The 23,779-nt window shown below is 40.7% G+C and carries 27 protein-coding genes; 17 read left to right on the forward strand and 10 right to left on the reverse strand.

Annotated elements, in window-relative coordinates; all coding sequences use genetic code 11:
- Positions 1-12: 12 nt before the first annotated feature.
- Positions 13-168 (forward strand): hypothetical protein, encoded by a 156-nt coding sequence (locus PTET_RS19065; RefSeq protein WP_010387666.1) that lies wholly within the window; start codon positions 13-15, stop codon positions 166-168.
- Positions 169-186: 18 nt separating this feature from the next.
- Here PTET_RS19065 and PTET_RS12510 read toward each other — a convergent pair whose 3' ends face one another.
- Positions 187-1,428: a multifunctional CCA addition/repair protein gene (locus tag PTET_RS12510; protein WP_029610018.1), complete on the reverse strand. Its 1,242-nt coding sequence runs from the start codon at positions 1,426-1,428 to the stop codon at positions 187-189.
- Positions 1,429-1,571: 143 nt separating this feature from the next.
- On the opposite strand from PTET_RS12510, the gene PTET_RS12515 reads away from it, so the two are divergent.
- The gene (locus PTET_RS12515) at positions 1,572-1,790 is read left to right on the forward strand and encodes a hypothetical protein (RefSeq protein ID WP_024602373.1); all 219 of its coding nucleotides are present in this window, start codon (positions 1,572-1,574) and stop codon (positions 1,788-1,790) included.
- Positions 1,791-1,795: 5 nt separating this feature from the next.
- Here the strand turns inward: PTET_RS12515 and PTET_RS12520 are convergent, their stop codons facing one another.
- The 5 genes from PTET_RS12520 to PTET_RS12540 are packed head-to-tail and all read right to left on the reverse strand — an operon-like array spanning position 1,796 to position 6,840.
- Positions 1,796-2,947 carry a murein transglycosylase domain-containing protein gene (locus tag PTET_RS12520; protein WP_013465723.1) on the reverse strand — a complete coding sequence of 384 codons (1,152 nt, stop codon included), beginning with the start codon at positions 2,945-2,947 and terminating at the stop codon, positions 1,796-1,798.
- Positions 2,948-2,973: 26 nt separating this feature from the next.
- The gene (locus PTET_RS12525; RefSeq protein ID WP_013465724.1) at positions 2,974-3,474 is read right to left on the reverse strand and encodes a DUF1543 domain-containing protein; all 501 of its coding nucleotides are present in this window, start codon (positions 3,472-3,474) and stop codon (positions 2,974-2,976) included.
- Between the two features lie 24 nt (positions 3,475-3,498).
- Positions 3,499-4,848, reverse strand: coding sequence for a sigma 54-interacting transcriptional regulator (locus PTET_RS12530; RefSeq protein WP_013465725.1), 1,350 nt, complete (start codon positions 4,846-4,848; stop codon positions 3,499-3,501).
- Between the two features lie 2 nt (positions 4,849-4,850).
- On the reverse strand, positions 4,851-5,384 hold the full coding sequence (locus tag PTET_RS12535; RefSeq protein WP_013465726.1) for a hypothetical protein: 534 nt from the start codon (positions 5,382-5,384) through the stop codon (positions 4,851-4,853).
- Between the two features lies 1 nt (position 5,385).
- Complete coding sequence (locus tag PTET_RS12540; RefSeq protein WP_013465727.1) at positions 5,386-6,840, reverse strand: HAMP domain-containing sensor histidine kinase; 1,455 nt, start codon at positions 6,838-6,840, stop codon at positions 5,386-5,388.
- A gap of 296 nt (positions 6,841-7,136) precedes the next feature.
- Here PTET_RS12540 and PTET_RS12545 point away from each other — a divergent pair, with 296 nt between their 5' ends.
- The 5 genes from PTET_RS12545 to PTET_RS12565 all read left to right on the forward strand — a co-directional run bounded on the left by PTET_RS12545 (position 7,137) and on the right by PTET_RS12565 (position 10,145).
- Positions 7,137-7,370 (forward strand): EF-hand domain-containing protein, encoded by a 234-nt coding sequence (locus PTET_RS12545; protein ID WP_013465728.1) that lies wholly within the window; start codon positions 7,137-7,139, stop codon positions 7,368-7,370.
- 12 nt (positions 7,371-7,382) lie between these two features.
- Positions 7,383-7,610, forward strand: a complete 228-nt coding sequence (locus tag PTET_RS12550) for a hypothetical protein (RefSeq protein ID WP_013465729.1) — start codon at positions 7,383-7,385, stop codon at positions 7,608-7,610.
- 156 nt (positions 7,611-7,766) lie between these two features.
- Positions 7,767-8,003: an EF-hand domain-containing protein gene (locus PTET_RS12555; RefSeq protein ID WP_013465730.1), complete on the forward strand. Its 237-nt coding sequence runs from the start codon at positions 7,767-7,769 to the stop codon at positions 8,001-8,003.
- Positions 8,004-8,011: 8 nt separating this feature from the next.
- Positions 8,012-8,248 carry an EF-hand domain-containing protein gene (locus PTET_RS12560; RefSeq protein ID WP_013465731.1) on the forward strand — a complete coding sequence of 79 codons (237 nt, stop codon included), beginning with the start codon at positions 8,012-8,014 and terminating at the stop codon, positions 8,246-8,248.
- 208 nt (positions 8,249-8,456) lie between these two features.
- Complete coding sequence (locus PTET_RS12565; RefSeq protein WP_096038715.1) at positions 8,457-10,145, forward strand: amidohydrolase; 1,689 nt, start codon at positions 8,457-8,459, stop codon at positions 10,143-10,145.
- A gap of 27 nt (positions 10,146-10,172) precedes the next feature.
- Here the strand turns inward: PTET_RS12565 and PTET_RS12570 are convergent, their stop codons facing one another.
- Entirely contained in the window at positions 10,173-10,409 is a 237-nt protein-coding gene (locus tag PTET_RS12570; RefSeq protein WP_024602364.1) for a YgjV family protein, read from the reverse strand.
- Between the two features lie 278 nt (positions 10,410-10,687).
- Between PTET_RS12570 and PTET_RS12575 the strand changes: the two genes are divergently transcribed.
- Positions 10,688-11,344, forward strand: coding sequence for a Crp/Fnr family transcriptional regulator (locus tag PTET_RS12575; protein WP_013465733.1), 657 nt, complete (start codon positions 10,688-10,690; stop codon positions 11,342-11,344).
- A 49-nt stretch (positions 11,345-11,393) separates the two neighbouring features.
- On the opposite strand, the gene PTET_RS12580 is transcribed toward PTET_RS12575, so the two are convergent.
- Both PTET_RS12580 and pepB read right to left on the reverse strand, forming a co-directional pair.
- Entirely contained in the window at positions 11,394-11,960 is a 567-nt protein-coding gene (locus tag PTET_RS12580; protein WP_008111161.1) for a phosphoribosyltransferase, read from the reverse strand.
- A 175-nt stretch (positions 11,961-12,135) separates the two neighbouring features.
- Positions 12,136-13,434: an aminopeptidase PepB gene (gene pepB, locus PTET_RS12585; protein WP_013465734.1), complete on the reverse strand. Its 1,299-nt coding sequence runs from the start codon at positions 13,432-13,434 to the stop codon at positions 12,136-12,138.
- A 269-nt stretch (positions 13,435-13,703) separates the two neighbouring features.
- Here pepB and sfsA point away from each other — a divergent pair, with 269 nt between their 5' ends.
- Complete coding sequence (gene sfsA / locus PTET_RS12590) at positions 13,704-14,423, forward strand: DNA/RNA nuclease SfsA (protein WP_013465735.1); 720 nt, start codon at positions 13,704-13,706, stop codon at positions 14,421-14,423.
- 42 nt (positions 14,424-14,465) lie between these two features.
- On the opposite strand, the gene PTET_RS12595 is transcribed toward sfsA, so the two are convergent.
- Entirely contained in the window at positions 14,466-17,015 is a 2,550-nt protein-coding gene (locus PTET_RS12595; protein WP_013465736.1) for a penicillin acylase family protein, read from the reverse strand.
- 144 nt (positions 17,016-17,159) lie between these two features.
- Between PTET_RS12595 and PTET_RS12600 the strand changes: the two genes are divergently transcribed.
- The 8 genes from PTET_RS12600 to PTET_RS12635 all read left to right on the forward strand — a co-directional run bounded on the left by PTET_RS12600 (position 17,160) and on the right by PTET_RS12635 (position 23,755).
- Positions 17,160-18,143, forward strand: coding sequence for an AraC family transcriptional regulator (locus PTET_RS12600; RefSeq protein ID WP_013465737.1), 984 nt, complete (start codon positions 17,160-17,162; stop codon positions 18,141-18,143).
- A 222-nt stretch (positions 18,144-18,365) separates the two neighbouring features.
- Positions 18,366-18,809: an RNA polymerase-binding protein DksA gene (gene dksA, locus PTET_RS12605; protein WP_013465738.1), complete on the forward strand. Its 444-nt coding sequence runs from the start codon at positions 18,366-18,368 to the stop codon at positions 18,807-18,809.
- Positions 18,810-18,822: 13 nt separating this feature from the next.
- Positions 18,823-19,719 (forward strand): tRNA glutamyl-Q(34) synthetase GluQRS, encoded by an 897-nt coding sequence (gene gluQRS, locus PTET_RS12610; protein WP_096038716.1) that lies wholly within the window; start codon positions 18,823-18,825, stop codon positions 19,717-19,719.
- Positions 19,720-20,024: 305 nt separating this feature from the next.
- Positions 20,025-21,323 (forward strand): polynucleotide adenylyltransferase PcnB, encoded by a 1,299-nt coding sequence (pcnB, locus tag PTET_RS12615; protein WP_024602358.1) that lies wholly within the window; start codon positions 20,025-20,027, stop codon positions 21,321-21,323.
- Positions 21,324-21,326: 3 nt separating this feature from the next.
- Entirely contained in the window at positions 21,327-21,812 is a 486-nt protein-coding gene (folK, locus tag PTET_RS12620) for a 2-amino-4-hydroxy-6-hydroxymethyldihydropteridine diphosphokinase (RefSeq protein WP_016900471.1), read from the forward strand.
- A gap of 30 nt (positions 21,813-21,842) precedes the next feature.
- Complete coding sequence (panB, locus tag PTET_RS12625) at positions 21,843-22,637, forward strand: 3-methyl-2-oxobutanoate hydroxymethyltransferase (RefSeq protein ID WP_016900473.1); 795 nt, start codon at positions 21,843-21,845, stop codon at positions 22,635-22,637.
- On the forward strand, positions 22,637-23,485 hold the full coding sequence (gene panC, locus PTET_RS12630) for a pantoate--beta-alanine ligase (RefSeq protein ID WP_016900475.1): 849 nt from the start codon (positions 22,637-22,639) through the stop codon (positions 23,483-23,485). The genes panB and panC overlap by 1 nt, the downstream gene beginning before the upstream one ends.
- Positions 23,486-23,515: 30 nt before the next feature.
- A complete protein-coding gene (locus PTET_RS12635; protein ID WP_013465744.1) occupies positions 23,516-23,755 on the forward strand; it encodes a hypothetical protein in 240 nt (79 codons plus the stop codon).
- The last annotated feature ends 24 nt before the right edge of the window (positions 23,756-23,779 follow it).

Here is a 23,779-nt window from a genome sequence, read left to right on the forward strand (position 1 = left end):
GGAGGAGTCAAAATGAAAGAGTTATTAGAACCCGAAGAAATAGAGTTTATTCTCGATTTATATCGTCCTAATGCAGCCAATAACCATGCTCAACAGGGCGCGACTAAAAAGCACAAGGTAAGTAATAAACAAGCCATGCAAGCTGAGGCTTTAGCTCGTAGTGCTTAACTACACAAACCTTACAAGTTAGCCATTAAGCTGTAAAAACGCTTTAATACAGTCTATTTCTGCCTGCTTGACCGTTTCGCCTATTTCAGGGCCTTTTTTACCGCTTTTAAGCGCATCTTGCACTATCTGTTTTTTATCCATTTTTTGTAGTTCATTGTGAATTGCACGTAATTTAGCGGCTTGTGGGTAGGGCTTATCTACCAGCGTTTCGCCTCGTCCTTGTGCATCACACTGGCACGCTTGAGTAAATGCAATAAAACGCTCTGGGTGCACTAATGCATTTAAATTAGTGACGATTAATTTATGAATAGTTTGCGGCCTTAACTGTTCAAGCGTGTGGCAAAGTGTATGGTTATCACTGGTAAGCACACCGATATCACGAAAGCGATTAGGTATTTTTAAACGTTCACAAAAGGCCTCAACCACCGCAACCCCTTCACGTTCATGGCCGCGTAAATTCCCCTGTTTTTTGTAACTGAGCGCTTTACCAAAATCATGAGTTAAAGCAGCAAAACGCGTTTCTAAATTAAAGTTTAAATCGGCTGCTCGCCTAAGGACTAACATAGTATGTACAAACACATCTCCCTCGGGGTGATGATTTGCAGGCTGTGGGGTGTTTTTCATCTGTTCAATTTCAGGAAAAATACCTAAGCCATCTAATGCTTGAAAATAAAGCTCAGGGTGTTTTTCACCAAGCGCTTTTTCTGTTTCAAGCCATACTCGCTCTGGCACTAAATGTTCCAGCTCGCCTTTATTTTTAAGCTCCTGCATTAATGCAGTGGTACTTGGATGAATAGACCATTCACTGCCATAACGGGCTAAAAAACGGGCAATACGTAATACCCGAACCGGGTCTTCTACAAATGCTTGGGTGGTGTGGCGCAGCACTTTATTTTTTAAATCATCTTGACCATTAAAAGGGTCAATAATAGTGTCGTTTTCGTCAAGTGCCATAGAGTTTATGGTTAAATCTCGGCGTGCTAAGTCTTCTTCAAGCGTAACATTGGGGCTCGCATCCACTACAAAGCCGGTATAACCTTTACCACTTTTACGCTCGGTACGCCCTAGTGCATATTCTTCTTTAGTGTGTGGGTGCAAGTAAACGGGAAAATCACTGCCAATAGGTAAAAACCCAAGCGCTTCCATAACCTCTGGCGTTTCACCAATAACAACGTAATCGTTATCTTTTGATTGTATGTTTAGCAGCTTATCTCGCACTGCTCCGCCAACTAGGTAAACTTGCTTTAAGCTTTGTTGCACTTTATCCCCAACCACTACTTTTAAGGTTTTCTTTGATGTTAATCATACCTAATCGCAATTTAAAAATCAGCGTTGTTTGCCAAGCTTTAGTAAGCTCATTACAATAGTGCATTATTTTTTTATACCTAAACTCACCTTAACTAATGAAAAAACATTCAGCAAAAAAAGAACTTAGGTTACTACCCATCCTTTTGATCGTTATTATTATGTGTGTTGCGGGGCATTTTTTGCTGCAAGCTAATTTTCAAGACAGTCATTTGGTCGAATACCTATTAGCCGCGATTCCATTTGCTATGTTTGGCTTAGTGATAGTGGCCTTTAAAATGGCCGCTAAAAGTGAGCAACAAGAAAGTGATGAGTAAATAAGTTACTGATAGTTTTTTTCTGCTTTAGTGACTTTATATAGGTAGCGTCTTGATTCCGCACGTGAGTGCTTAGTGGTGAGAATGTTATAAAACTGGCTTGAAGTAAGCTGATTTATTTGTGAAAACGCCACACTTCTATTTTTATTAAATATACGCAATACATTACCCGCGCCACCGTTATAAGACGAGATCATGGCAAAGTGCTTACTTTTATCGGTATTAATTTTATGTAAGTAATTATTTTTTAAAATACTTAAATACGCGCTGCCAATATCAATATTATGTTTTGGATTAAACAACACTGCTTTGGTTGGCTGCCCGGGTACTTTTTTAATTTTTTGATACACATCCCGCCCTGCAGTTGCGGGGATCACTTGCATTAATCCATATGCGTTTGATGAGCTCACCGCATGTGGATTAAAGCTACTTTCGGTTTCAATAATGGCATAAATAAGTGCTGCCGATATTTGATATTTTTTTGCAGCCGTCAGCACATAATCACTGTACTTTTGCTTTCTTAAATGAGCATTTTGCTCCACTAAATTAAAACTAACTGACGAAATAACATGTCCATATTGTCGTTGCTTTTTTAAGTTATTATTTACTAAATAACGCGCAAATCGATTAGCACGCCAAGAGTATTTTATTGGTAACTTATCTTGGTCGAGTACTTGTTGATATAAAAACGGTTCGCCTTCTAATATGGGGGCTTCGCTGGTAAAAATATCGGTTTTATCGGGGTCGCTGGAGGTCAGTAGGGTCATAACAATGGCCTGCTGTAACAAGCTTATTGTATTTTTTAACGCGATGGTTTCTACTTTTACAGTGCCTTGCTCAAAATCAATAATGGCACGAGCTTGGTAATCATTACTGTATTTGACGTATTTTTTTGCACTAGGCTGTTGCGTATTTTGCTTACCCCACTTGCGCCCAACAACGCTTTCTAATGCAGCTAAAAGCTGTTTTACGCTACCAACCTGTGCTTTAATAGAGCGGTGTGTTTTTTGTGCTTGCTTGTGAATTGCAACCACATTGGTAGGGTCGTTTTTTACTTGCTTTACCAGTTTATTTAAATCAACAACGGGCGGTAAACCCGACAGTGATTTACAGCCACTTAAGCCAACTAGCAAAAGTATAAACGCATACTTTTTCACACAATATCCAAACAAATGCTTAGCAACTATAATACATGATAACCAAACCAGTCCGGTTTAATTGGTTGTGCTTGGCCGCTTGGGGTTAGCTTAATATTAAGCTGACTATCGAGTAAATCAATCGCAAAGCAGTCATCAACATCATATAAATCATCTTTATGAAGATGACTCAGCCCTGCTAATAAGTCATTTTTAGCGCGTTGTTTCGCTTCTTCACTACTACTGGCAACATACAAAGCAAAGTCGTGTTGCTCTGCCATTGAGTCGCTTCTGTAAGCGCCTAAATTAACAAAATAAAGCTGTTTGTTTTGCTCAACAGAACCATCAACAATGTCAACTTGGTAGCCATCAATGTGATTGACTGCCATGTAGCTATCCATGTGTACACTGTTTTTATCACCCACCCATTGGCTTTTTAGTTTGGTATAGGTTTGCTCAATGTTTTGGCCTACCACAAAACGTACGTCGTGCATTTCTATGTGGCAACCTTGAATGCGTCCACCTAAATACACCATGAATAACTGCATGCTCACTTCCTTTTAAAAACCAAATTAAATTAAACTATCTACGTCAATCTCATGCTTTTTAATCAACTTATAAAAATCAGAACGGTTGCGCTTGGCAAGTTTAGCGCCTTCTGCCACATTGCCCCCTGCCATTTTCAGGGTATTAATTACATAGTCTCGTTCAAACTCTTTTTTAGCTTCATTAAGTGATAATGGCTCAACGTTGCTTTCATTACTGTTGAGCGCACTAAGCACTAAATGTTCAGATATAACCTCACTGGGAGTCAACGCAACCACCTGCTCCACCACATTTTGTAATTGACGTATATTACCTGGCCAATCATACCTTACTAGGGCATGCATGGCATCGTTTGCAAAGCGCTTTTCTTTTTGCTCCATACGCTTTGCGATGTTGGCACTAAAAAAGTTGGCTAATAAGCTAATATCTTCACGGCGTTCACACAGCGGGGGCAACTTTAAGTTTACGACGTTTAACCGGTAGTATAAATCTTCTCTAAACTGTTGATTACTAATCGCTTCAGGCAGGTTTTTATGGGTTGCAGAAACAATTCGTACATTAATGGGAATTTCTTCTTGAAAGCCCACAGGGCGAATGGTTTTTTCTTGCAGCACACGTAACAACTTAACTTGTAAATTAAGCGGCATATCACCAATCTCATCTAAAAATAAGGTGCCGCCTTGTGCTTGCTGAAATAGGCCTTGGTGATCTTTTACAGCTCCTGTAAATGCCCCTTTTTTGTGACCAAATAGCTCTGATTCTAATAGCTCACCAGGCACGGCCCCACAGTTTATTGCCACAAATGGACCGTCACTAACATGGCTATGCTGATGAATCGCCTGCGCAAGCAACTCTTTACCGGTACCGCTGGCACCAGAAATAAGCACGTTAACTTGTGTAGGCCCTAATAGTTTCACTTGCTCCAACAAATGCAGCATAGCGCCACTGCGGGTGACAATATTACTTTGCGGGGCGACTTCATCATTATTAACCCCATGTATCTCAATGGCTTTGGCTAGGCTGTCAAACAGCTCATCTTTATCAACGGGTTTTGTGATAAAGGCAAAAATACCTTGCTTGGTGGCCTCTACCGCATCAGGGATAGATCCATGAGCCGTCATCATAATAACAGGCAACGCAGGGTAGCGGTTTTGCAATTGTCGGTGCAGCGCCATGCCATCCATTTCATCCATTCTTAAATCGGTGATCACCGCATCAAACACTTGGTTTTTAAGTAGTTGTAATGCGTTCATACCACTATCACAGGTCGTTACTTCATAACCCTTTGATTGAATTCGAATCGCCAGTAATTGCAGCAAGCTGGCATCATCATCAACGAGTAAAACTTTAGCACTTGATGGAAGTGTGACTGACATAGTTACTGCTCCTTGGTTTCTTCACGTAGTAAAAGTTGCTGTTCAATTGCGGCTAATGACGACAAGGTTTTTTGCATTTTGGCGTTCAATGCTTGCTGTTGTTTTTTTGCATCTATTTGCATTAATACGTGCTGTTTTTGCAGCCATAAATAGTGCTTTATATCATCGGGCCAATAGTACGCCTGATCCAGCTTAAGTAATTGACTCATCACAGTATTGGGGTCACTACTAAGCTTTAAACATGCTTTACTAAAAAACGCTTTCAGTGCTTGCTCCCCTAAGTAGGTTTCATTGCTAGGCGCTAATTTAAAACCACCGCACTGATTGGCATGCCAAGCAATAACTTGCGCTGCAGAGGGATATATTGGCTCTGATTTTGGCCGAGGTTTGGGATTTGGCTGATTCGTTTTGCTATCTGGCTGAGAGGGTACATTTAATGCTGATTCACCCTGTGTTTGAGTGTTTGTTATTTCACACCCAGATAAAAAAACAAGACTGCTGGTTAGCCATACAATAGCCATTAAACGCGCAGACATATTATTTAACTCCTTTATTTTTATAGGGGATGACAATGTTAAATCGACAGCCTTGCGGCTCATTATGCTCAATTTTTAGTTGCCCATGTAACTGTTCAACTGACTCTTTGACTATAGTAAGGCCTAAACCACTGCCTTGTAAGCTAATCTCTTTGGTATGTTTACCTTGATAAAACGCCCCAAAAACATGATCTCTTTCATGCTCTTTAATGCCACAACCCTCATCTGCTACTTGCATATTTAGGCCGTTATTTTCTAGACTCAAGCTAATAGTAACGACTTGGTTTGGCTGAGAAAACTTTAAGCCATTGGAAATTAACTGAATTAAAATCATTTCAATTAACTCCCGTGGCAAACTAAGAGAAATATTAGGTAAACTATTGTGCCAAATAAGCGATTGTTCTCGCGCATTTAAGCGGTGCTCAAAGTGGTTATTTACCTTTTTTATTAGCTGATTAAATTCCACTTCACTGACGTTGTCTTTACTGGTGCGAATGGCGTTATAACTCAATAAACTGTCTATCATAGTACGTAGCCTCACCATCGATTGACTGATCAGCCCAAGTACCGCTTTTTGCTCGTTATTGATGGGGCCAACGATTTCATCGGCTAGTAATTCAGTGCCCTCAACCATAGAAGCCAAAGGGGTTTTTAATTCGTGAGTAACGTGGCGTAAAAATGTATCTTTTTGTTGTTCTAACATATGCAGCTGCGCTTGCACCCACTGCAACTTGTTACCTAACTCTATGAGTTCAGCCGACCCTTGCACCGATATTTTTTGCTGCCAATCTCCTTGGCCTAACTTATCAATCACTGAGGTTAAGCTTTTTAAGCGCCCGCTTATGCGCCACAAAAAACCGCCGCCAACAAGCAGCGTTAAAGGCGTAAGTGCAATCAACCAGTTTATAAAGGAAGCTTGTAAATTTGTGAGCTTAATTTGGTTTTGAGTGATTTTGGCTTCATTTTCCTCACGTAACCACAATGTTAGCTCCGCTAGTGTTTCGCTGATTGGCACAAATAATTCAGCTTGTTGACGCGCTTCAACCACAAGTTGAGTATGCGCCGTTTGCAAAGTATCCGTTAGCCGTTGCCATTGGTGTGTATTTGCTTGGTTATTTGAAAGCTGTTTTAGCTCATTGATGTTTTGCAATGATGATTGCCATTTATCTACGATTAGCTTATCGAGTGAGTCGCTCTTTAATACCCAGTTTTGCCTAGTTGCTCTTTCTAAACTATTAAGCTCTTGCTTAAGCAGATTAAACGACTTAGTTACTTGGTAATTATTACTCACAATTTGCTGAGTGACCGCTAATTGCTTATTTAATACATTTAAAAACACAATAACCACTATAGATAAGGGCAACAGCGACAACAGCATGCTCATTACAAATTGGCCAATTAAATTGGGGCGCCAATTTATCAATGCTTTATATTTTTCAGCCATGACTGCGGGCATACAAAAGTCCTTTACTATTTTTAAACGTTCTATTATTAAGCGCTCAACTTATACACTCGCTGAACCATCAAGGATAAAAACCCCTGCTGTCTCTAAATAGCGACAAGTTAAGCAATTGATTTAAAAAATTTTAAACGCTTATAACTGCAAAATTGTTGCATAAAACACACAGTTACTTGTAAAAATTACGCACCAATCATCACAAAAAAACATAACTCACTGATTATTAATAAAAATAAATATTGGCACCATTTTTGTTACGAGAACATTAATATTAATCTAAAAAGAGCCAAGGAATGTTCAAAAACAATTTACAGAACGCTGCACTTATCGGTTTGTGCCTAACCAGTACTCATTTATTCGCCCTTGATGTAGATGCTGAATTTAATCGTTTAGACAAAGACAGTAATGGCACATTAAGTGAAGCTGAAGCAGGTGAAGATGCTTTATTACATGAGAACTTTGCACAGATAGACACCGATGAAAACGGGCTCATATCTCTAAACGAATTTAAGCTGTTTATAAAATAAAGGAGTACATTCATGAAACAACTAATTGGTGCTTTTTCGCTCCTATTTTTAGCTATTAGTGCCACCGCACTGGCATCGCCATTAAATGTACGTTTTATGCATTTAGATAAAAATATGGATGACCAAATATCGCTTATTGAGGCAAAGCAAGATAAACAATTACTTAAGCAGTTTGCCGATTTAGACAAAGATAATAACGAGATGATTTCTAAAAAAGAATTCCAAAACTTTAAACCTTAAGTTTAGATTCAAGTTTAATCTATTAGTATAGAGTTAAAAGCACTTGCCATAATCCCTGAGGGAGTGTGTAAACGGATTTAATGTTGGGATTTAAATTATGGCAAGTGCTTTATTTCATTATTGCCAGCAATTAAAATATGCCTTGGAACGCCAACCATGAAAATACAGCTTCTCCTTATTGGTGCTTTACTATTTGTTAGCCATAGTGCATGTGCACTTGATGTAAAGCAACGCTTTGAACATCTAGACACCAACAACGACGAGTATTTAACCCATAGCGAGCTTGCTGCTCAGCCTCAGCTATTAAACTCATTTTCAAATTGGGATGAAAATCAAGACAACAGAATTTCTTTAACTGAGTTTAAAAACTATCTAACCACCAATTTGTACTGAGTATTTAGATGAAACCTATCCGCCATATTATTTTACTAACGCTTACTGTTGTTAGCTGCATGAGCTTTGCGACAAATAGCTATATTACCTCAGAATTTGAAAAACTTGACCGTAATCAAGATGGCTTTTTAACTCGTTCGGAAACTGCCAGTGATCCTGCTTTATGGTCACGTTTTGGCAGTTACGACCGTGATAAAGACGCACAATTGTCATTAAGCGAATATAGTTTGTACGCCAGTAAATAAATAGCTCCCTCAAATAAAGCCTAGTTAATTAGGCTTTATTTGAGAAGATTAAACAAATTCTTTCCTGTTAACACGCAATCTATCCTACCCTGAATTTGCTTGCTCTAGCTAAAAGCTGGGCTTATTCGACTATTAATAAATTATGCTATTGGTATTCTAAATTTGAGTTTGCTACTGTGATAGTACAAATAATAACAACATACCTCTTATGCGACTCAATAAATTAATTAAACCGGTATTACTAGCAAGCCTCTGCGCCTTATCTAGTGTGGCAATTGCACAAACGAAAGTAATATATAATGCCAATGGCTACACCCCTTTATACAAAGGAAAAATGCGCCACGGCGAAGTAAATACATTTACAACCTTAGTCATAAAAGATGGCAAAGTTGTAAAAACAGGTCCTGACAGCTTAAAAAATAGCTTCCCGGGCGCAACCCTAATTGACGCCAATGGAAAAACCTTATTACCAGGGCTCATTGATGCCCACGGACACGTAATTGGCCTGGGTGAAAACTTGTCACAGCTGGATGTGCGCGGCGCAAAATCGGTAGATGAAATAACCGCTAAGCTCAACGAATTTGCCAAAGGCAAAGAAGGTTGGATTATTGGTCGGGGCTGGAACCAAGAGCTATGGTCCGACACGCGTTTCCCTACCGCTGCTGATTTAGACAAAGTCGTCAGCGACCGCCCTGTTATTTTATCGCGAGTAGATAGCCATGCTATTTGGGTTAATTCAAAAGCACTAGAACTTGCCAATATTAATGCTGACACACCAGCCCCAGCAGGTGGAGAAATTATAAAAGATGAGTTTGGCAAACCAACCGGTATTTTTATAGATAAAGCAGAAACCTTGGTTACTCAACATATGCCTGCAACATCTGCGCAATCGGTTAGCAATGCATTAGATGCCGCAGGTAAACATTTATTAAGCTTAGGCATTACCTCAACCCACGATGCAGGTATTGATAAAACCACGTGGCAAGTTTATAAACAGCGCGCTGAGTTAGGTACATTACCGCTTAGAATTGTAGCGATGTTAAGTGCAGCAAGCCCAGATTTAAACATGATGCTTAAAGCGGGTCGGTTTCAAGATGCTCAAGATTTTTTATCTATTCGCAGTGTAAAAATTTATGCTGATGGAGCCTTAGGGTCACGCGGTGCCGCGCTTATTGAAGAATACGCAGACAGAGCAAACCACTTTGGCCTAATGCTTGAAACCCAACAAAAGCTAGAACAATTATTTACACTCACTTTTAAAAGCGGGTTTAGTGCAAATACCCACGCCATTGGCGATAGAGCAAATAAAATTGTGCTCGATGCCTATCAAAATGTATTTAAGCAAACCGGTGGTATACTACTGCGTAATCGCATGGAGCATGCACAAATCGTCTCGCCAGAGGATATTCCGCGCTTTAAAACCCTGAAAATAATTCCATCAATGCAACCTGTGCATGCTACATCTGACATGCATATGGCAGAGCAGCGTTTAACCGATAAACAACTCCAAGGCGCATACGCTTGGCAAACATTTTTAGAGCAGGGGTCGACTATTGCAGCGGGTTCTGATTACCCTGTCGAGCTCGCGAACCCGTTTGATGGCTTATATTCTGCCATTACACGTATGGATCATAATCAATTGCCTGAAAACGGTTGGCGCGCCAGTGAAGTGTTAAGCAGAGAAGATGCATTACGTGCGTTTACCCTTGGCGGCGCGTATGCAGCGCATCAAGAGTTTAAGCTAGGGAGTTTAGAGCAAGGTAAATGGGCTGACTTTATAATGGTTGATCAAGACTACTTTAAAGTCCCCATTGAGCAGCTATACAAAACTCAGGTGCTGCAAACGTGGATTGCGGGTACGTTACGCTACGAAAAAGACGTCGCAAAAGCTGAGTAATTAAAAACAAAAAAGGGTTAACTTGCGTTAACCCTTTTTTGTATCAACTTTTGACTGACGATATAGCTTAATAATGTGATAAATATTAACCAAAGCCAACAAGCCGTTGGTAAAAGCCACCGGCACTGAGCCTATAGCCGCACCGTAAAAAGTAAACGCAATACAGCCCAATAAATTAAACCAACGTAGTTTGGTTACATCAGTCATGGTTAATGATATGACTAATAAGACGGATGCTAAATAACCTAAATATTCCCAACTCAATTGTTCTCTCCTAGGCTTTAGGTTAGTATTACGCGTTAAATTTTAGTACATTATTAAGCTACGCTACGCAGTAGTTAAAATAAAAAAGCTAACTTACCAATAAAACCTTAAAATATACTGGTTAATACCACAATTTTTAATCATTACACGGAAGAATGAAGGTCATTTAACGCTATTAATTATATTAACGGCGTGGGCAAGTTAGCATAAATTCTTAATCTTAATGCTATCGTCATTAAGGTGTAATAAATAGGACAATTGTCCGAAGAGCATGATTGATGTTTCAATACCATTTTTCCAGTTACCTTGTTGATCAACTGCTGACGTTTGCCGGCAGTAGTTTTCAGCAATCAAAAAAAGAAATATTAATACAGCAAGACCAACCGTTAACTAAGTTGGTATTAGTGCGAAGTGGAACTGTATCGTTTAGTTACGATGTAGGTAATGGCAGGCGCCTGCTTCTTGGCCAACTCGACTGTAACAATACCCTAATTGGCGAAATTGAAGCACTTAATAATAACCCCTGCATTTACACGGTAACCTGCTTTAGTGATGTCACGTATAACTTGATTGAATTAAAACATTGGCGCGCATTATTGCTCGATAAACCCGAGCTAAGCTTATATACGGCGCAAACGATTGCGGCTAAGTTTCAAGAAAATCAAAAAATTAATTTAGATAAGCTGTTACTGCCGTTGAGCTACAATATTGCCAAAGACTGCTTATTACGTGCAGAGAATAACAATCCCACTTTATTACGTGCTTACCCTACGGTAAATGCAGAAGCTGAGCGCTTTGCAACCACTGAGCGTGCATACAGGCGTGTAGTGAGTGAGTTAGTAGAGAAAAACTTAGTGCAAAGAAGCACACAAGGACTACAAGCTGTCGATATTCCTAAATTAAGTGACTATGTAGATAGCTTTGCACAGCTTTAAAGACAATAAAAAAGGCCATTAAGGCCTTTTTTATTGATCAAAATCACATTTACTTTTCAAGTAAAATATCGTGGATTTTAGCTAAATCAGATTTACCTTCAATAATTTCATCCGGCGTTAAACCTGATAATTCATGCGGGAATACTAACCATTCTTCAGATTCATGAATGTAGTAATCAGGCACTGTATCAACTTTTGAATTTTTTGGCTTGTAGTATGGACAAGCAATACGAATATCACGTGGTAAGTTTAAACGCATTAGCTCAGAGAGCTTCTCTTTTAACGCTACAATACTACGACCTGAGTCAAAAACATCGTCAACAATCAGTAAAGAGTCACCTGCATTTGCGTTTTCAACTATGTAGTGTAAACCATGTACTTTGATTTCTTTTGATTGCTTACCAATACCGTAATAAGACGAGGTACGAACCGCAATGTGATCCGTTTCTATGCCTTTGTAATCATAATATTCCTGAACCGCAATCCCAATTGGAGCACCACCGCGCCATATACCAATAATAAAATCTGGACGAAAGCCATCTTTATACACTTGTGCCGCTACGCGGAATGAATCTTCAAGTAATTGTTGAGCCGTGATATAGCACTTTTCTGACATAGTAAGGATCCCAGTGGTATGTATAATATTTGAGCGAGGTTTAAATAAAAATAGATGCCCAAACACGTAATGGCGAAGGATTTTACCGTAAATAAAACAAAATTGCTTGTTTGGCGGATAAAAAAATAGGCACCCTAAGGTACCTATTTTTTAACTAATGCGTAATCTCAGTAGATTATGCCTTTTCAAGTAGGGTACGTGCTACGGTGCGCATACCTTGTGTAGTTGCACCTGAAGCCCATTGACTTGTGCTACCACCCATATTAAATGCAGCAGCTAAATCGATGTGTACCCAGCCTTTGCCATCGTTTGGCACAAAGCGAGATAAGAAACCAGCGGCGTTAGATGCACCACCGAAACCACCGCCTTTTTGGGCGCGGCTATTTGCTGTATCCGCATACGGCGATGGGCAGTTTTGTTGATGCCACTTTTCAAGTGGTAATGGCCATGCGGCTTCCATTTCTTGTGACGCAAAGTCTTCCACTTCACGCACTAGCTCTTTATCAAGGGCAAACAATGCGTTGTACTCTTGACCAACAGCAACAAGGGCGGCACCAGTAAGGGTTGCCGCATCAATAATAAGTGGAGCGCCTGTCTCGCCTGCGGCCATTAAGCCATCAGCCAATACTAAACGCCCTTCAGCATCGGTATTTACAATTTCAACGGTTATGCCATTTTTGTAAGTAAGAATGTCACCTAGTTTGTATGCATTACCCGAAATTAAGTTCTCTGCACAACATAAAAACAACTTAATACGCTTTTCTACGCCACGGCTAATTGCCAGTGCCAAACCTGCGGTTACCGTTGCTGCACCACCCATGTCGCACTTCATACCCAACATACCTTCGCTTGGTTTAATTGAGTAACCACCTGAGTCAAACGTAATACCTTTACCAACAAGTGCTGCGCTTACCGGTGCGTTCTCATCGCCAGTTGGGTTGTAATCAAGCTCAAGTAATACTGGCGGACGCTCACTACCACGACCAACGGCATGAATACCAATCCACTGCTGTTCTAATAGCGCATCGCCTTTTATGATTTGATAGCTAACATGCTCTGGTGCAAGTGATTGAATAAATTCAGCGGCTTTTTCAGCTAAGCTTTCTGGGTAAATGTCATCGGCGGTACCATTGATCATTTCGCGCGCCCACGTTGCCGATGCTTTTAAATCAGCGAGTTCTTTAAGATCAGATTGTGCGTTATCAACAAACTCAACACCGTTTAGTACTTTTGGTGATACAAAGCCTTGGTAAAAAGCCCATTGGCTCTCTGTGCACCATACATCACCTTCAAGAACAACATTTTTAATGCCTTGATTTGCAATTGTACGACCCGCTTTTTGCACATTTTTTAATGTTTCTTGCTCAGATAAATGAACCGTTGCGCCGTGTTCGTTAAAAGATAATGACGCACTTTCGCCCCAATGCCCTGGTGCCAACTGCTCGCTTAATTGAACAACAAATTTTTCACTCATGTTAGAATATCCTTGCACTTAAATGTGCGGTTGAGTTTACTATAGAGCGCTTAAGTTCCCAACTGCTTGAGGTGAATAACCTCAACCGGCCTGTAAACCTCAATTTTACTTACCCTAAACTCGGGTTAATAAGTTTGCTAACATATTGAGCTATAAAAATATTTAAGTTTATTATCTCTAGAAAAAATGAACTCAACGCAGTTAGCGCTAAAACAACTACTTGAAATAAACTTATTATCCAGTGCTCAGGTTACATAAGGAAGTCATAAATGAAGTACACCCCGCCATTACAATCTGCCACTTTATTAAAGCGTTACAAACGCTTTTTAGCTGATTTAGAGCTCAGTGATGGCACTACTTTTACCGCTCACTGTGCTAATACGGGTAAGATGACGGGCTGTGCCGATGTCGGTTTTACTGCCTTTTATTCCACCAGCAGTAATACCAAGCGAAAGTACCCGCAGTCATTAGAGCTGACGCAAAATAATGTATCACAGCTTATTTGTGTAAATACCGCTATCGCCAATAAAGTGGTCGAAGAAGCACTTAATAATGAGGTTATTGATGAGCTTACAGGCTATCAACACATACAAAGTGAAGTGAAGTATGGCAGTGAAAACAGCCGCATCGACTTTTTACTTACCCACAGCAGCAAAGCCAATTGCTATGTTGAAGTTAAATCAGTCACGCTGCTGAGCGAAGATCGTCCACAAAGTGGTCAAGGCTACTTCCCTGACGCCCAAACTGTTCGTGGGCAAAAGCATATTCGTGAATTAATCGACATGGTAAAACAAGGGCATCGAGCGGTATTACTATTTGCAGTGCTGCACCAAGGCATCACACAAGTCAGTGCTGCGGTGCATATTGACCCAACCTATGCAGAATTGCTTAGCGAGGCCATTGAGCAAGGCGTAGAAGTATTAGCTTATAAAGCACACATTTCAGCGAGTGAAGTTACTTTAATTGAAAAAGTGCCGTTTATTGACTAGGTAAATAGAGCGCCAGCATTCGTACTGGCGCTCAAAGTGTGCTTACTCTTTACTCATTGATAAATCCATTTCATTAATTAAATTTAGATTAATATCTGCATCTTTAAATAAGATGGGTCTTAATACTGGCGTATTTGAGTAAAAACGCGATTGCTCATCAAAATGTTCTGAGCTTGAATCTGAACTCTGCGACATAGTCAGTAATCCTTTTGCCACAGGACCATCATCGGTAAAGTTCATCACAAACATCCAGCTCGATCCGTAATTAACAGGGTAACCACTGGCTGTTAAATTTGACGCTAACGGTTTACCTGTTATCGCATCATCCAATGTTTGATGATCGATATATGGGATCACCGTAGAAAATGAACGACTGCTACTGCGATCAAAACGATACACATTAAAGCCTCCTTCCACACTCATTGGCCCACTCCAAGGAAGTTTCTCGCCTGAAGCAATGCCGCCTGCTAGCGTTTTTTCAACAAATTGCAGCTCACCTAAAGTACTGTTTAATGCCACGCCATTGCTTTGTAAATTAAGCACTGCATGCGCTAAAGCCGTTAACGCAGAGCCATCGGCAAGTAAGGTATTTGGCGTATTTGCAGGGTTGGTCACATCAAAATTATCATATAAGTATTCATCACCATTAAATAAGTGAGCAAACTCTCTGATTAACGCAGCGCCTTGTGTATCAAGGTTCATAGCGCCATTCCAGCCCTCTAACACGGCGCAGGCAGCTGTTAGGTCAATACTTGTTCCATTAGTTAGGGTAACCGGTGTTGCGCCACGCGCTTTACACTGGGCAACTAAATCATCAAATACTAATTCACCTAAATAGATACGATTGCCTACTAGCGCATTTTCAAGTTCAGCCAAATCAAACTTACTGTCTTCACCGCCTCCCTCTTTTATGAGCTTCAAACCCATACGGGTACGCAATGATAATGGCTGATGAACATCGCCATATTGCGCAGCAAAGCCCACAAGAGGTTGTTCAAGATTAGTAACCCAATAGCTGTCATTTGAGTTTTGTACGTAGTCAGTGCGACTTAGTTGGGGAGCTTGTTCAAAAGGCACAACGCCTTGCGGCTCAAATAACTTTAAGTTACCAGGTACTAAATCAAAGCCCGTCGACTCTCTAAGTGCAACCAATTCAGGTTGCAAACGAATTGCCATATTTGCGGTATCACCCAGTTTCAAAACGGTGCTGTCATCAACAAAAAAGACATTACCTTCTTTATCGCTGGCCATGGTGTTATTAAATGAAACGCCATCGTATTTAGCAAACGAGGCCTTCATCTCTTCTAAGCTGGTTGCTTGATTAATAGCTGACCACTGAGCAACCACATCCATATTAAACTCATTGGCATCTTTGATGGTAAATGCTTGGCTGTCGTTCCACCCTAAACCATTTGCGGCAGGTGTTTCAATCATTAAACCATGGTGGCTATAGTAAAACGGTTTGCTAAGTGTAATTGTGGTCCCTGGTGCCACAGTTACCTCAACGTTAATTGTTTTTGAAGTAATTTCATAATTATCACCTTCAACGCTGTAACCCATGCGATCATTTTCATTTAGTGCTAGCTGATAAATTAAAAAATGACGTGCTGTAGAAAAAGTATGGGTCCAAGCTATGTGCTCATTAAAACCAATATTGATCACTCCTGGCATCCCTTGCAAACTGCCCCCCATTACATTCATAGCGTTGGGAATGGTTAGGTGTGATTGCCAAAAGCGTAAATTGCCCTCGTGAGGAAAATGAGGATTTGCTAATAGACCACCTTTACCATTGGCCATCATATCTTTACCAAGCCCCCAACCATTTGACCCTAAGTGATCAAATTTTTTCTCTAGCTTAAATTGCTTTGCTCGCTGATTAATATTGCCTACCATTGAAGACACAGCACTTGGCTGCTCTGACGTAGGCATTGGCAGATACTCATTCGCATCACCCGGGTTTGCTAAAAAAGCGAGCTCTAAAAAGTTAGCCGAGCTGGCTAGCTGCACTGTAGCCATAGAGTACGCCAACATATCTTGTGCTGTTAAACTGGTAACCCAAGGTGCAGAGGCACACTCCGGCGCTAAATTATCAACCCCCGTATCAGTAACGTATTTATTAAAGCCTTGCACAAACCCTTCAAAGTGCGCTCGGCTGTTCTCTTCTAATTGATCATAATTGGCTTGAGCATATTCATTCACACCCAAGGCTTTATAACCAAAGTCAGAAATTAAATGCGTTGAGTCGCCACTGCCTGGTACTTTATCTGGACCATAGTATTTCGAGCGTTCACCGCGCACTTTAATAATTTGATCCATCAATAGACACGCATGATCTTTAGCATAAGCATAACCACTACCAAACGCTAAGCTCTCTAAGTTATCAGCAGTGATATGCGGCACACCGAAGGTAGTCCAACGGATATTCGCATCAAGTTTATTATCGTCATCAAATGCAATTATTGGCGCGCTCGTCTCTGGAACGGGATCAGGCACCACGACAATTGGTGGTGCAACGTTATTGTCATTGTCTTCGCTACAACCAATTAAAAGTAGGCTACTGGCGATACAAAGTGAGAGTAAATGGGGCTTCATTGTGGTGTTCCTTGTCATTATTATTGTTTAACTTTACAACCATGCCGTAAATACTTATTAAAATCTTGACCTCAAACGCACAAAATTGACTTTGCGCGCCAGTTAGGGCAGCTTAAACTTTAACCGTCTAGAAAAGGATATTTTATGTATTTTGTAAGTAGCCAAATTATTCGTTCTTTAACTAGTTACTTAGCTTCTCAAGGTCTGAATAAAGAACACTTACTTAATAATATTACTCAAGGAGGGCAGCAACTTAATAACAGTCGCTATAAATACCCGCTTGCTGATTACGAACAGCTCATGGCCATTGGCGCAAAACACTTAAATAGGAACACAGTAGGATTAGAGTTTGGTCAAGCGCTTAATGCGCAAAACTGGGGATTACTTGGGCATATTGCTTTAGTGAGTGACTCTTTATTAAGCGCATTACAACATGCTTTAAAGCTGCATACCTTAGTTAGAAACATTGGCACTATTAGCCTACATCATCACCCACAACACAGCAGCCTAGAATGGCACCCCAAAACACCAGTCACACACTTCATGGCAGATGAGCTTTTTAGTAGCTGGCTTGCTTTTGCTCAACAATGTTGTGAATGGCAAGCCCCGTTGATGCTCAGCCAAATAAAATTAATGCGCCCACAACCGCCCATCAATGAAGTTAAACAGTATCAAAGTGTATTTAACTGTCCTATTGAGTTTAATAGCACAACAAATAGCATGATCTTTGATAGCCAATTACTACACTGCCCACTAAAAGGCGCTAATAACGAGCTAGAAACTTTATTAGCCGCACAGGCTATTAACTACAACCACGAAGCTCAGTATATTAGTCAGCTCAAAGCGCTAATAACACAACACCTGCCAGAGCGTTTAAGTGTTCAGCAAGCTGCTCAGGCATTAGCGCTATCAACTCGCAGCCTACAGCGTTACTTAAAACAACAACACACCAGCTACAGCAAAATTATTGACGAAATATGCAAACAACAAGCCCTTATATTACTAAAACAAGGACTCAGTTCGTTAAACATTGCCACTGCGCTGGGCTTTTCTGAACAAAGCGCTTTTCAGCGTGCTTTTAAACGCTGGTATTGTATTACGCCTAAAAAATACTTAACCGAAAAGTAAAAGATGAGTTGTTTTTATTATTTTTGCCCACATAACAACGCCAGTTTATAAACCGATACTGTAATAAAAAAGTATAAACACTGCTTTTGCTACTTTTATATGGGTAAACAGGGTTGAAGCTAATTCGATTATTTAAAAATAAATTTGCCTAGGGTATGAGTTTCTGTTATTTATACCGCCGGCTAATGCTGAGGCATTAAATTAAGGATTTAGGAGAGAGTTATGCCAGACCAAAAAAGACATGGTTTATTGGCTCAAGCCGGTTTAGAACCATACCAAGAAAAACCGGGTGAAGAGTACATGAATGAAGCACAACGTGCTCATTTTAAAACAATTTTAGAAACTTGGCGTAATGATTTACGGAACGAAGTTGATCGTACTAAGTCACACATGCAAGACGAAGCAGCTAACTTTCCTGATCCCGTTGACCGCGCAGCACAAGAAGAAGAGTTCTCATTAGAGCTTCGTACTCGTGACCGCGAACGCAAATTAATTAAGAAAATTGAAAAAACAATCAACTTAATTAAAGAAGACGAGTTTGGTTTTTGTGAGTCTTGTGGCATTGAAATTGGCATTCGTCGTTTAGAAGCACGTCCTACTGCTGATTTATGCGTAGACTGTAAAACACTTGCCGAAATTAAAGAAAAACAAGCTGGACGCGGCTAATTAAGTTATAGCCATGTCTTCTACAGCCGTTACCGCGCAAGTATCTGACTATCGCGGCCGATTTGCACCGTCTCCTTCGGGGCCGTTACATTTTGGCTCACTTGTGGCGGCTGTAGGTAGCTACCTAGATGCAAAAGTTAACCAAGGGAAATGGTTAGTACGCATTGAAGATATAGACACCACTCGCGTTGTTAAAGGCGCAGCCACCGATATCCTAAATACCTTAGACGCCTACAGCCTTAATTGGGATGAAAACGTTGTGTATCAAACACAGCGTCTTACTATTTATCAAGATGCAGTAAACTCACTGTCAAAACAACAGCTTATTTATGCCTGCCAATGCTCTCGTAAGCAAATAAAAGCGCTAGGTGGAATTTATCAAGGGCAATGTAAACATAGCCAACTCAGTGAACAGGGTCATGCCCTTCGCTTAACTCAATGCCATGCAACTGTGACTTATAACGACCTTATTCAGGGGCGTATTGACGTTGACCCTGCTCTGGCCCATGAAGATTACATTATAAAACGTAGCGACGGTTTATTTGCCTATCAACTGGTGGTGGTTATTGATGACATTGAGCAAGGGATCAATCGAATTGTACGAGGCGCTGATCTACTTGAACCTACCGCCCGTCAAATAAGTCTGTTTAAGCAACTTAATAACCCTATTCCAGAATTTGCTCATTTACCTTTAGCGGTAGCAAAACCTGGATTTAAACTCTCTAAACAAAATTACGCCCCCGCTATTTGCAAACAAAATCCCAAACCGACTTTGATAGCGGTATTTAACTTTTTAGGTTTGCCAACCCACGACCAACTTATGGATTTAACCACAGAGCAATTACTTGCTTGGGGCGTGGCACATTTTAACTTAAGCCGCGTTCCCACTACGCGTGAAATACAGATTTAACGCTCTTTCGCGGATTGGGTATAACAAATTCAAATAAAATCGTTAAAAATGGCTTAATTTCAGCACTGAAACTTAATTTTTCCACCTTGCTGGTATATGATAGCCGCCTAAATATATGCTAATTACATAAAACAGTAAGTACAGCTCTATGAGAAGGTACTTGTTGTCATTTTGATTGCAATGGCGAGTCAATCAACCGCTTCTCTAGGAGACAGACTATTATTTCCAAGCTTTTTCAATTTTGTCGACAAATTATCGGCCCGAATGCCAGTGCCGAAGATGTCGCAATCAGCAGTGAACCGTTGGTGATCCCTCGAGGTGAGCATGGTATTTCTCGCAAACAATTTAGCCCAAATGCAATCAAAGTACTCTATCGCCTAAAAGATGGTGGCTATGATGCCTACTTAGTTGGTGGTTGCATTCGCGATGTATTGTTAGGTCAACAACCCAAAGATTTTGATGTTGTAACCAATGCAACCCCTGAGCAAGTTAAAAAACTGTTTCGTAACTGCCGTTTAATTGGCCGCCGCTTTCGTTTAGCGCACATTGTTTTTGGTCGTGAGATTATTGAAGTGGCCACCATGCGCGGCCATCACGAAGCACAAGAAGACAAAAATCAAATTAGCCAATCAAGCGAACATGGGCAACTACTTCGCGACAACGTATTTGGCAGCATTGAAGAAGATGCCGAGCGTCGTGATTTTTCAATCAATGCCTTATATTACTCAATCAATGATTTTTGTATTTATGATTACGCCAATGGTTTAGCGGCCATAAAGGCAAAACAAATTGAGTTAATTGGCGATCCTGAAACACGCTATCGTGAAGACCCCGTGCGTATGCTTCGTGCAGTGCGCTTTGCTACTAAACTCGATATGCAAATAGCACCTGCAAGCGAAAAGCCAATAACCGCTTTAGCTAGCTTGCTTGATAACATTCCACCGGCACGTTTGTTTGAAGAAATACTCAAGCTGTTTTTAAACGGCAAAGCACAACAAAACTTTTTAATGCTGCGCAAATACGGGTTATTTAAATCGTTGTTCCCAGAACTTGACCGAATTTTAGATAAAAACCCTGGCGGGCTTGAAGAAACCTTCATCAAGCAAATGTTTGCAAACACTGACATTCGCATTAATGCAGAGAAAAAAGTCACCCCTGCGTTTGTATTTGCAGCGTTACTGTGGTTTCCATTGGTTGAACGTACTGAAAAAATTCGACGTCAAGAACAACTCTCTGAATACGATGCCTTTGCCCAAGCAATTAATAAAGTACTTAGTGAGAACGCTCAGCATATTGCAGTACCAAAACGCTTTACGTTAGGCGCCCGTGATATTTGGCATATTCAACAACGTTTAGACAAACGTGCAGGCCAACGTGCCTATCGCTTAACACAACAGCCTCGTTTTAAAGCCGCTTATGACTTTTTACTACTGCGTGTTGATGCCGGTGAAACTGAGCATACAGAGCTTGCACAGTGGTGGACACAGTACTTGAGTCAAGATATTAATGGCCAAAAAGAAATGGTGCGAGAGCTAGGTCATCAAGGTGGACCAAAACCACGTAAGCGTCCTCGTCGCCGCACCACTAAAAAACCAGCTGAGTAAAGAATGCAACGTGTCTATTTAGGCTTAGGTGCCAACCTTAATACACCTAAAAAACAACTTGATGATGCTGTTGTTGCACTTAAAAACTTGCCTAACAGCGAGTTTATCGCTTGCTCACATTATTATGCGAGCAAGCCTATGGGGCCACAAGATCAACCCGATTACGTGAACGCGGTTGCCTGTATCAATACCTCGCTACAGCCAGAGCAGTTACTTGATTTAACGCAAGCCATTGAGCTGGAGCATGGTCGAGTCAGAAAAGCTGAGCGTTGGGGCGCACGCACACTGGATATTGATATTTTATTATTTGGTGAGCAGGTTATAAATACTAAACGTTTAACGGTGCCTCATTACGGGTTAAACGAGAGAGAATTTGTTGTTTACCCGCTGCAAGAAATTGCACCCGAACTTATTTTACCAAGCGGCGCATCTATCAAACAGATAGCAAATAACCTACCGCTTAACGACTTACAACAATTACCGCTGTAATTAACTAATGCTTATGTCTGCGAGAATATTATGTCTAAAATAACCGTTTCAACTTTGAATAAAATGAAGGCTGAAAGTAATAAAATCACTGCGTTAACAGCTTATGATGCCAGTTTTGCTAAGTTATTTCATGAGAATGGCGTTGAAGTTGTTTTAGTCGGTGATTCTTTGGGAATGGTATTACAAGGTGGCGATGACACACTCGCTGTGACAAACCAAGAAATTGCGTACCATACTCGCTGTGTTCGCGCTGGAAGCCGTGACCTATTTGTTATTGCCGACCTACCGTTTATGACCTATGCAAATCCAAATGATGCGTGTAAAAATGCCGCAGAGTTGATGCGCGCAGGTGCTAATATGATCAAGCTTGAAGGTGGCGAATGGCTGCATGACAGCATTAAATCACTTACTCAGCAAGGTATTCCGGTGTGTGGGCATTTAGGGCTTACGCCGCAATCTGTGCACGTATTTGGTGGTTTTAAAATTCAAGGCCGTGAAGAAGCACAAGCACAAAAAATTATTGCCGATGCAAAAGCATTAGAGGCAGCCGGTGCTCAACTACTCGTGCTTGAGTGTATTCCAAGTGCCTTAGCAAAACGTATTACTGACTCATTAAGCATTCCGACTATAGGGATTGGTGCGGGCAATGTAACCGATGGCCAAATTTTGGTTATGCACGATTTAGTCGGTATTTCTGCAGGCTACATTCCTAAATTTTCAAAAAACTTTTTACTCGAAACAGGCAACATGCCTGCCGCTGTTAAAAAGTATTGTAACGATGTTAAAAGCGGCGTTTTTCCAAGCGCTGAACACGAGTTTAAATAATGCAGTCAATCACTGAAATTAAATCATTACGCAGTCAAATAAGAGCTTGGCGCCAAGCGGGTTTAAGTGTTGCACTAGTACCTACTATGGGTAACCTGCACCGCGGTCACTTTTCGTTGGTAGAAAAAGCAAAAACACTGGCCGACAAAGTCGTTGTTAGTATTTTTGTTAACCCGATGCAATTTGGTGCTAACGAAGATCTAGACAATTATCCGCGTACCTTAGATGCCGATAAACAAGGTTTAGCCGATCTTGAAACGGATATTTTGTTTATCCCCAGTGTAGAGGCTATTTACCCAAATGGCTTAGGGGTGCAAAGTTTTGTTGATGTACCAGGTATTTCGATGGGCTATTGCGGCGGCTCACGTCCTGGTCATTTTAAAGGTGTAGCAACAGTTGTCACTAAACTATTTAACTTAGTCCAACCTGATTACGCCTGCTTTGGTGAAAAAGACTTTCAGCAGCTGCAAGTTGTTAAAACAATGGCCCGTGATTTGTCGATACCAGTAGAAATTATTGGTGTGCCAACGATGCGTGAAGTTAGCGGCCTTGCCATGAGCTCACGCAATGGGTATTTATCAAGTGATGAAAAGCAAACCGCTACGATTTTATTCAACACTTTAAATCACTGTGCGCAGCAACTAAAAAGCGGAAATAAAGCGTTTGCTACTCTTGAAGCTGATGCTAAAGCGACTTTAGAAAGCGCAGGGCTAAAACCAGATTATTTTTCGATAGCTCAACGAGATACATTAAAAGCTGCTACACTCGAAGATACACGATTTGTTATTTTAGCTGCCGCCTTTTTAGGGAGTGTTAGATTAATCGACAATATACAGGTTGAAGTTTAATACTGGTGTAGCCTCACTTTAAGGATAAGTATGAAAACTTTTATTAAAACCACTCTAGTGGCTTTTTCTTTTGCAGCATTGGCAGGGTGCCAAAGCCAAGCAGGTAATCCAGCACTTAACCAATGCGCTCAGCAAAGTTATCAATGCGAAACCAGCTGTGAACAACAAACAACCACCGACAGCCTTAAGTCACAGGTTTGCTCATCTAAATGCATCGAAGCGTATAATCAATGCAAAGTACAAGCTGAAAACTTAAGTAAAGCTGACTAATATCAATCGGCATAAATTGTAAAC

The organism is Pseudoalteromonas tetraodonis (genome assembly GCF_002310835.1).
GTDB lineage: Bacteria > Pseudomonadota > Gammaproteobacteria > Enterobacterales > Alteromonadaceae > Pseudoalteromonas > Pseudoalteromonas tetraodonis.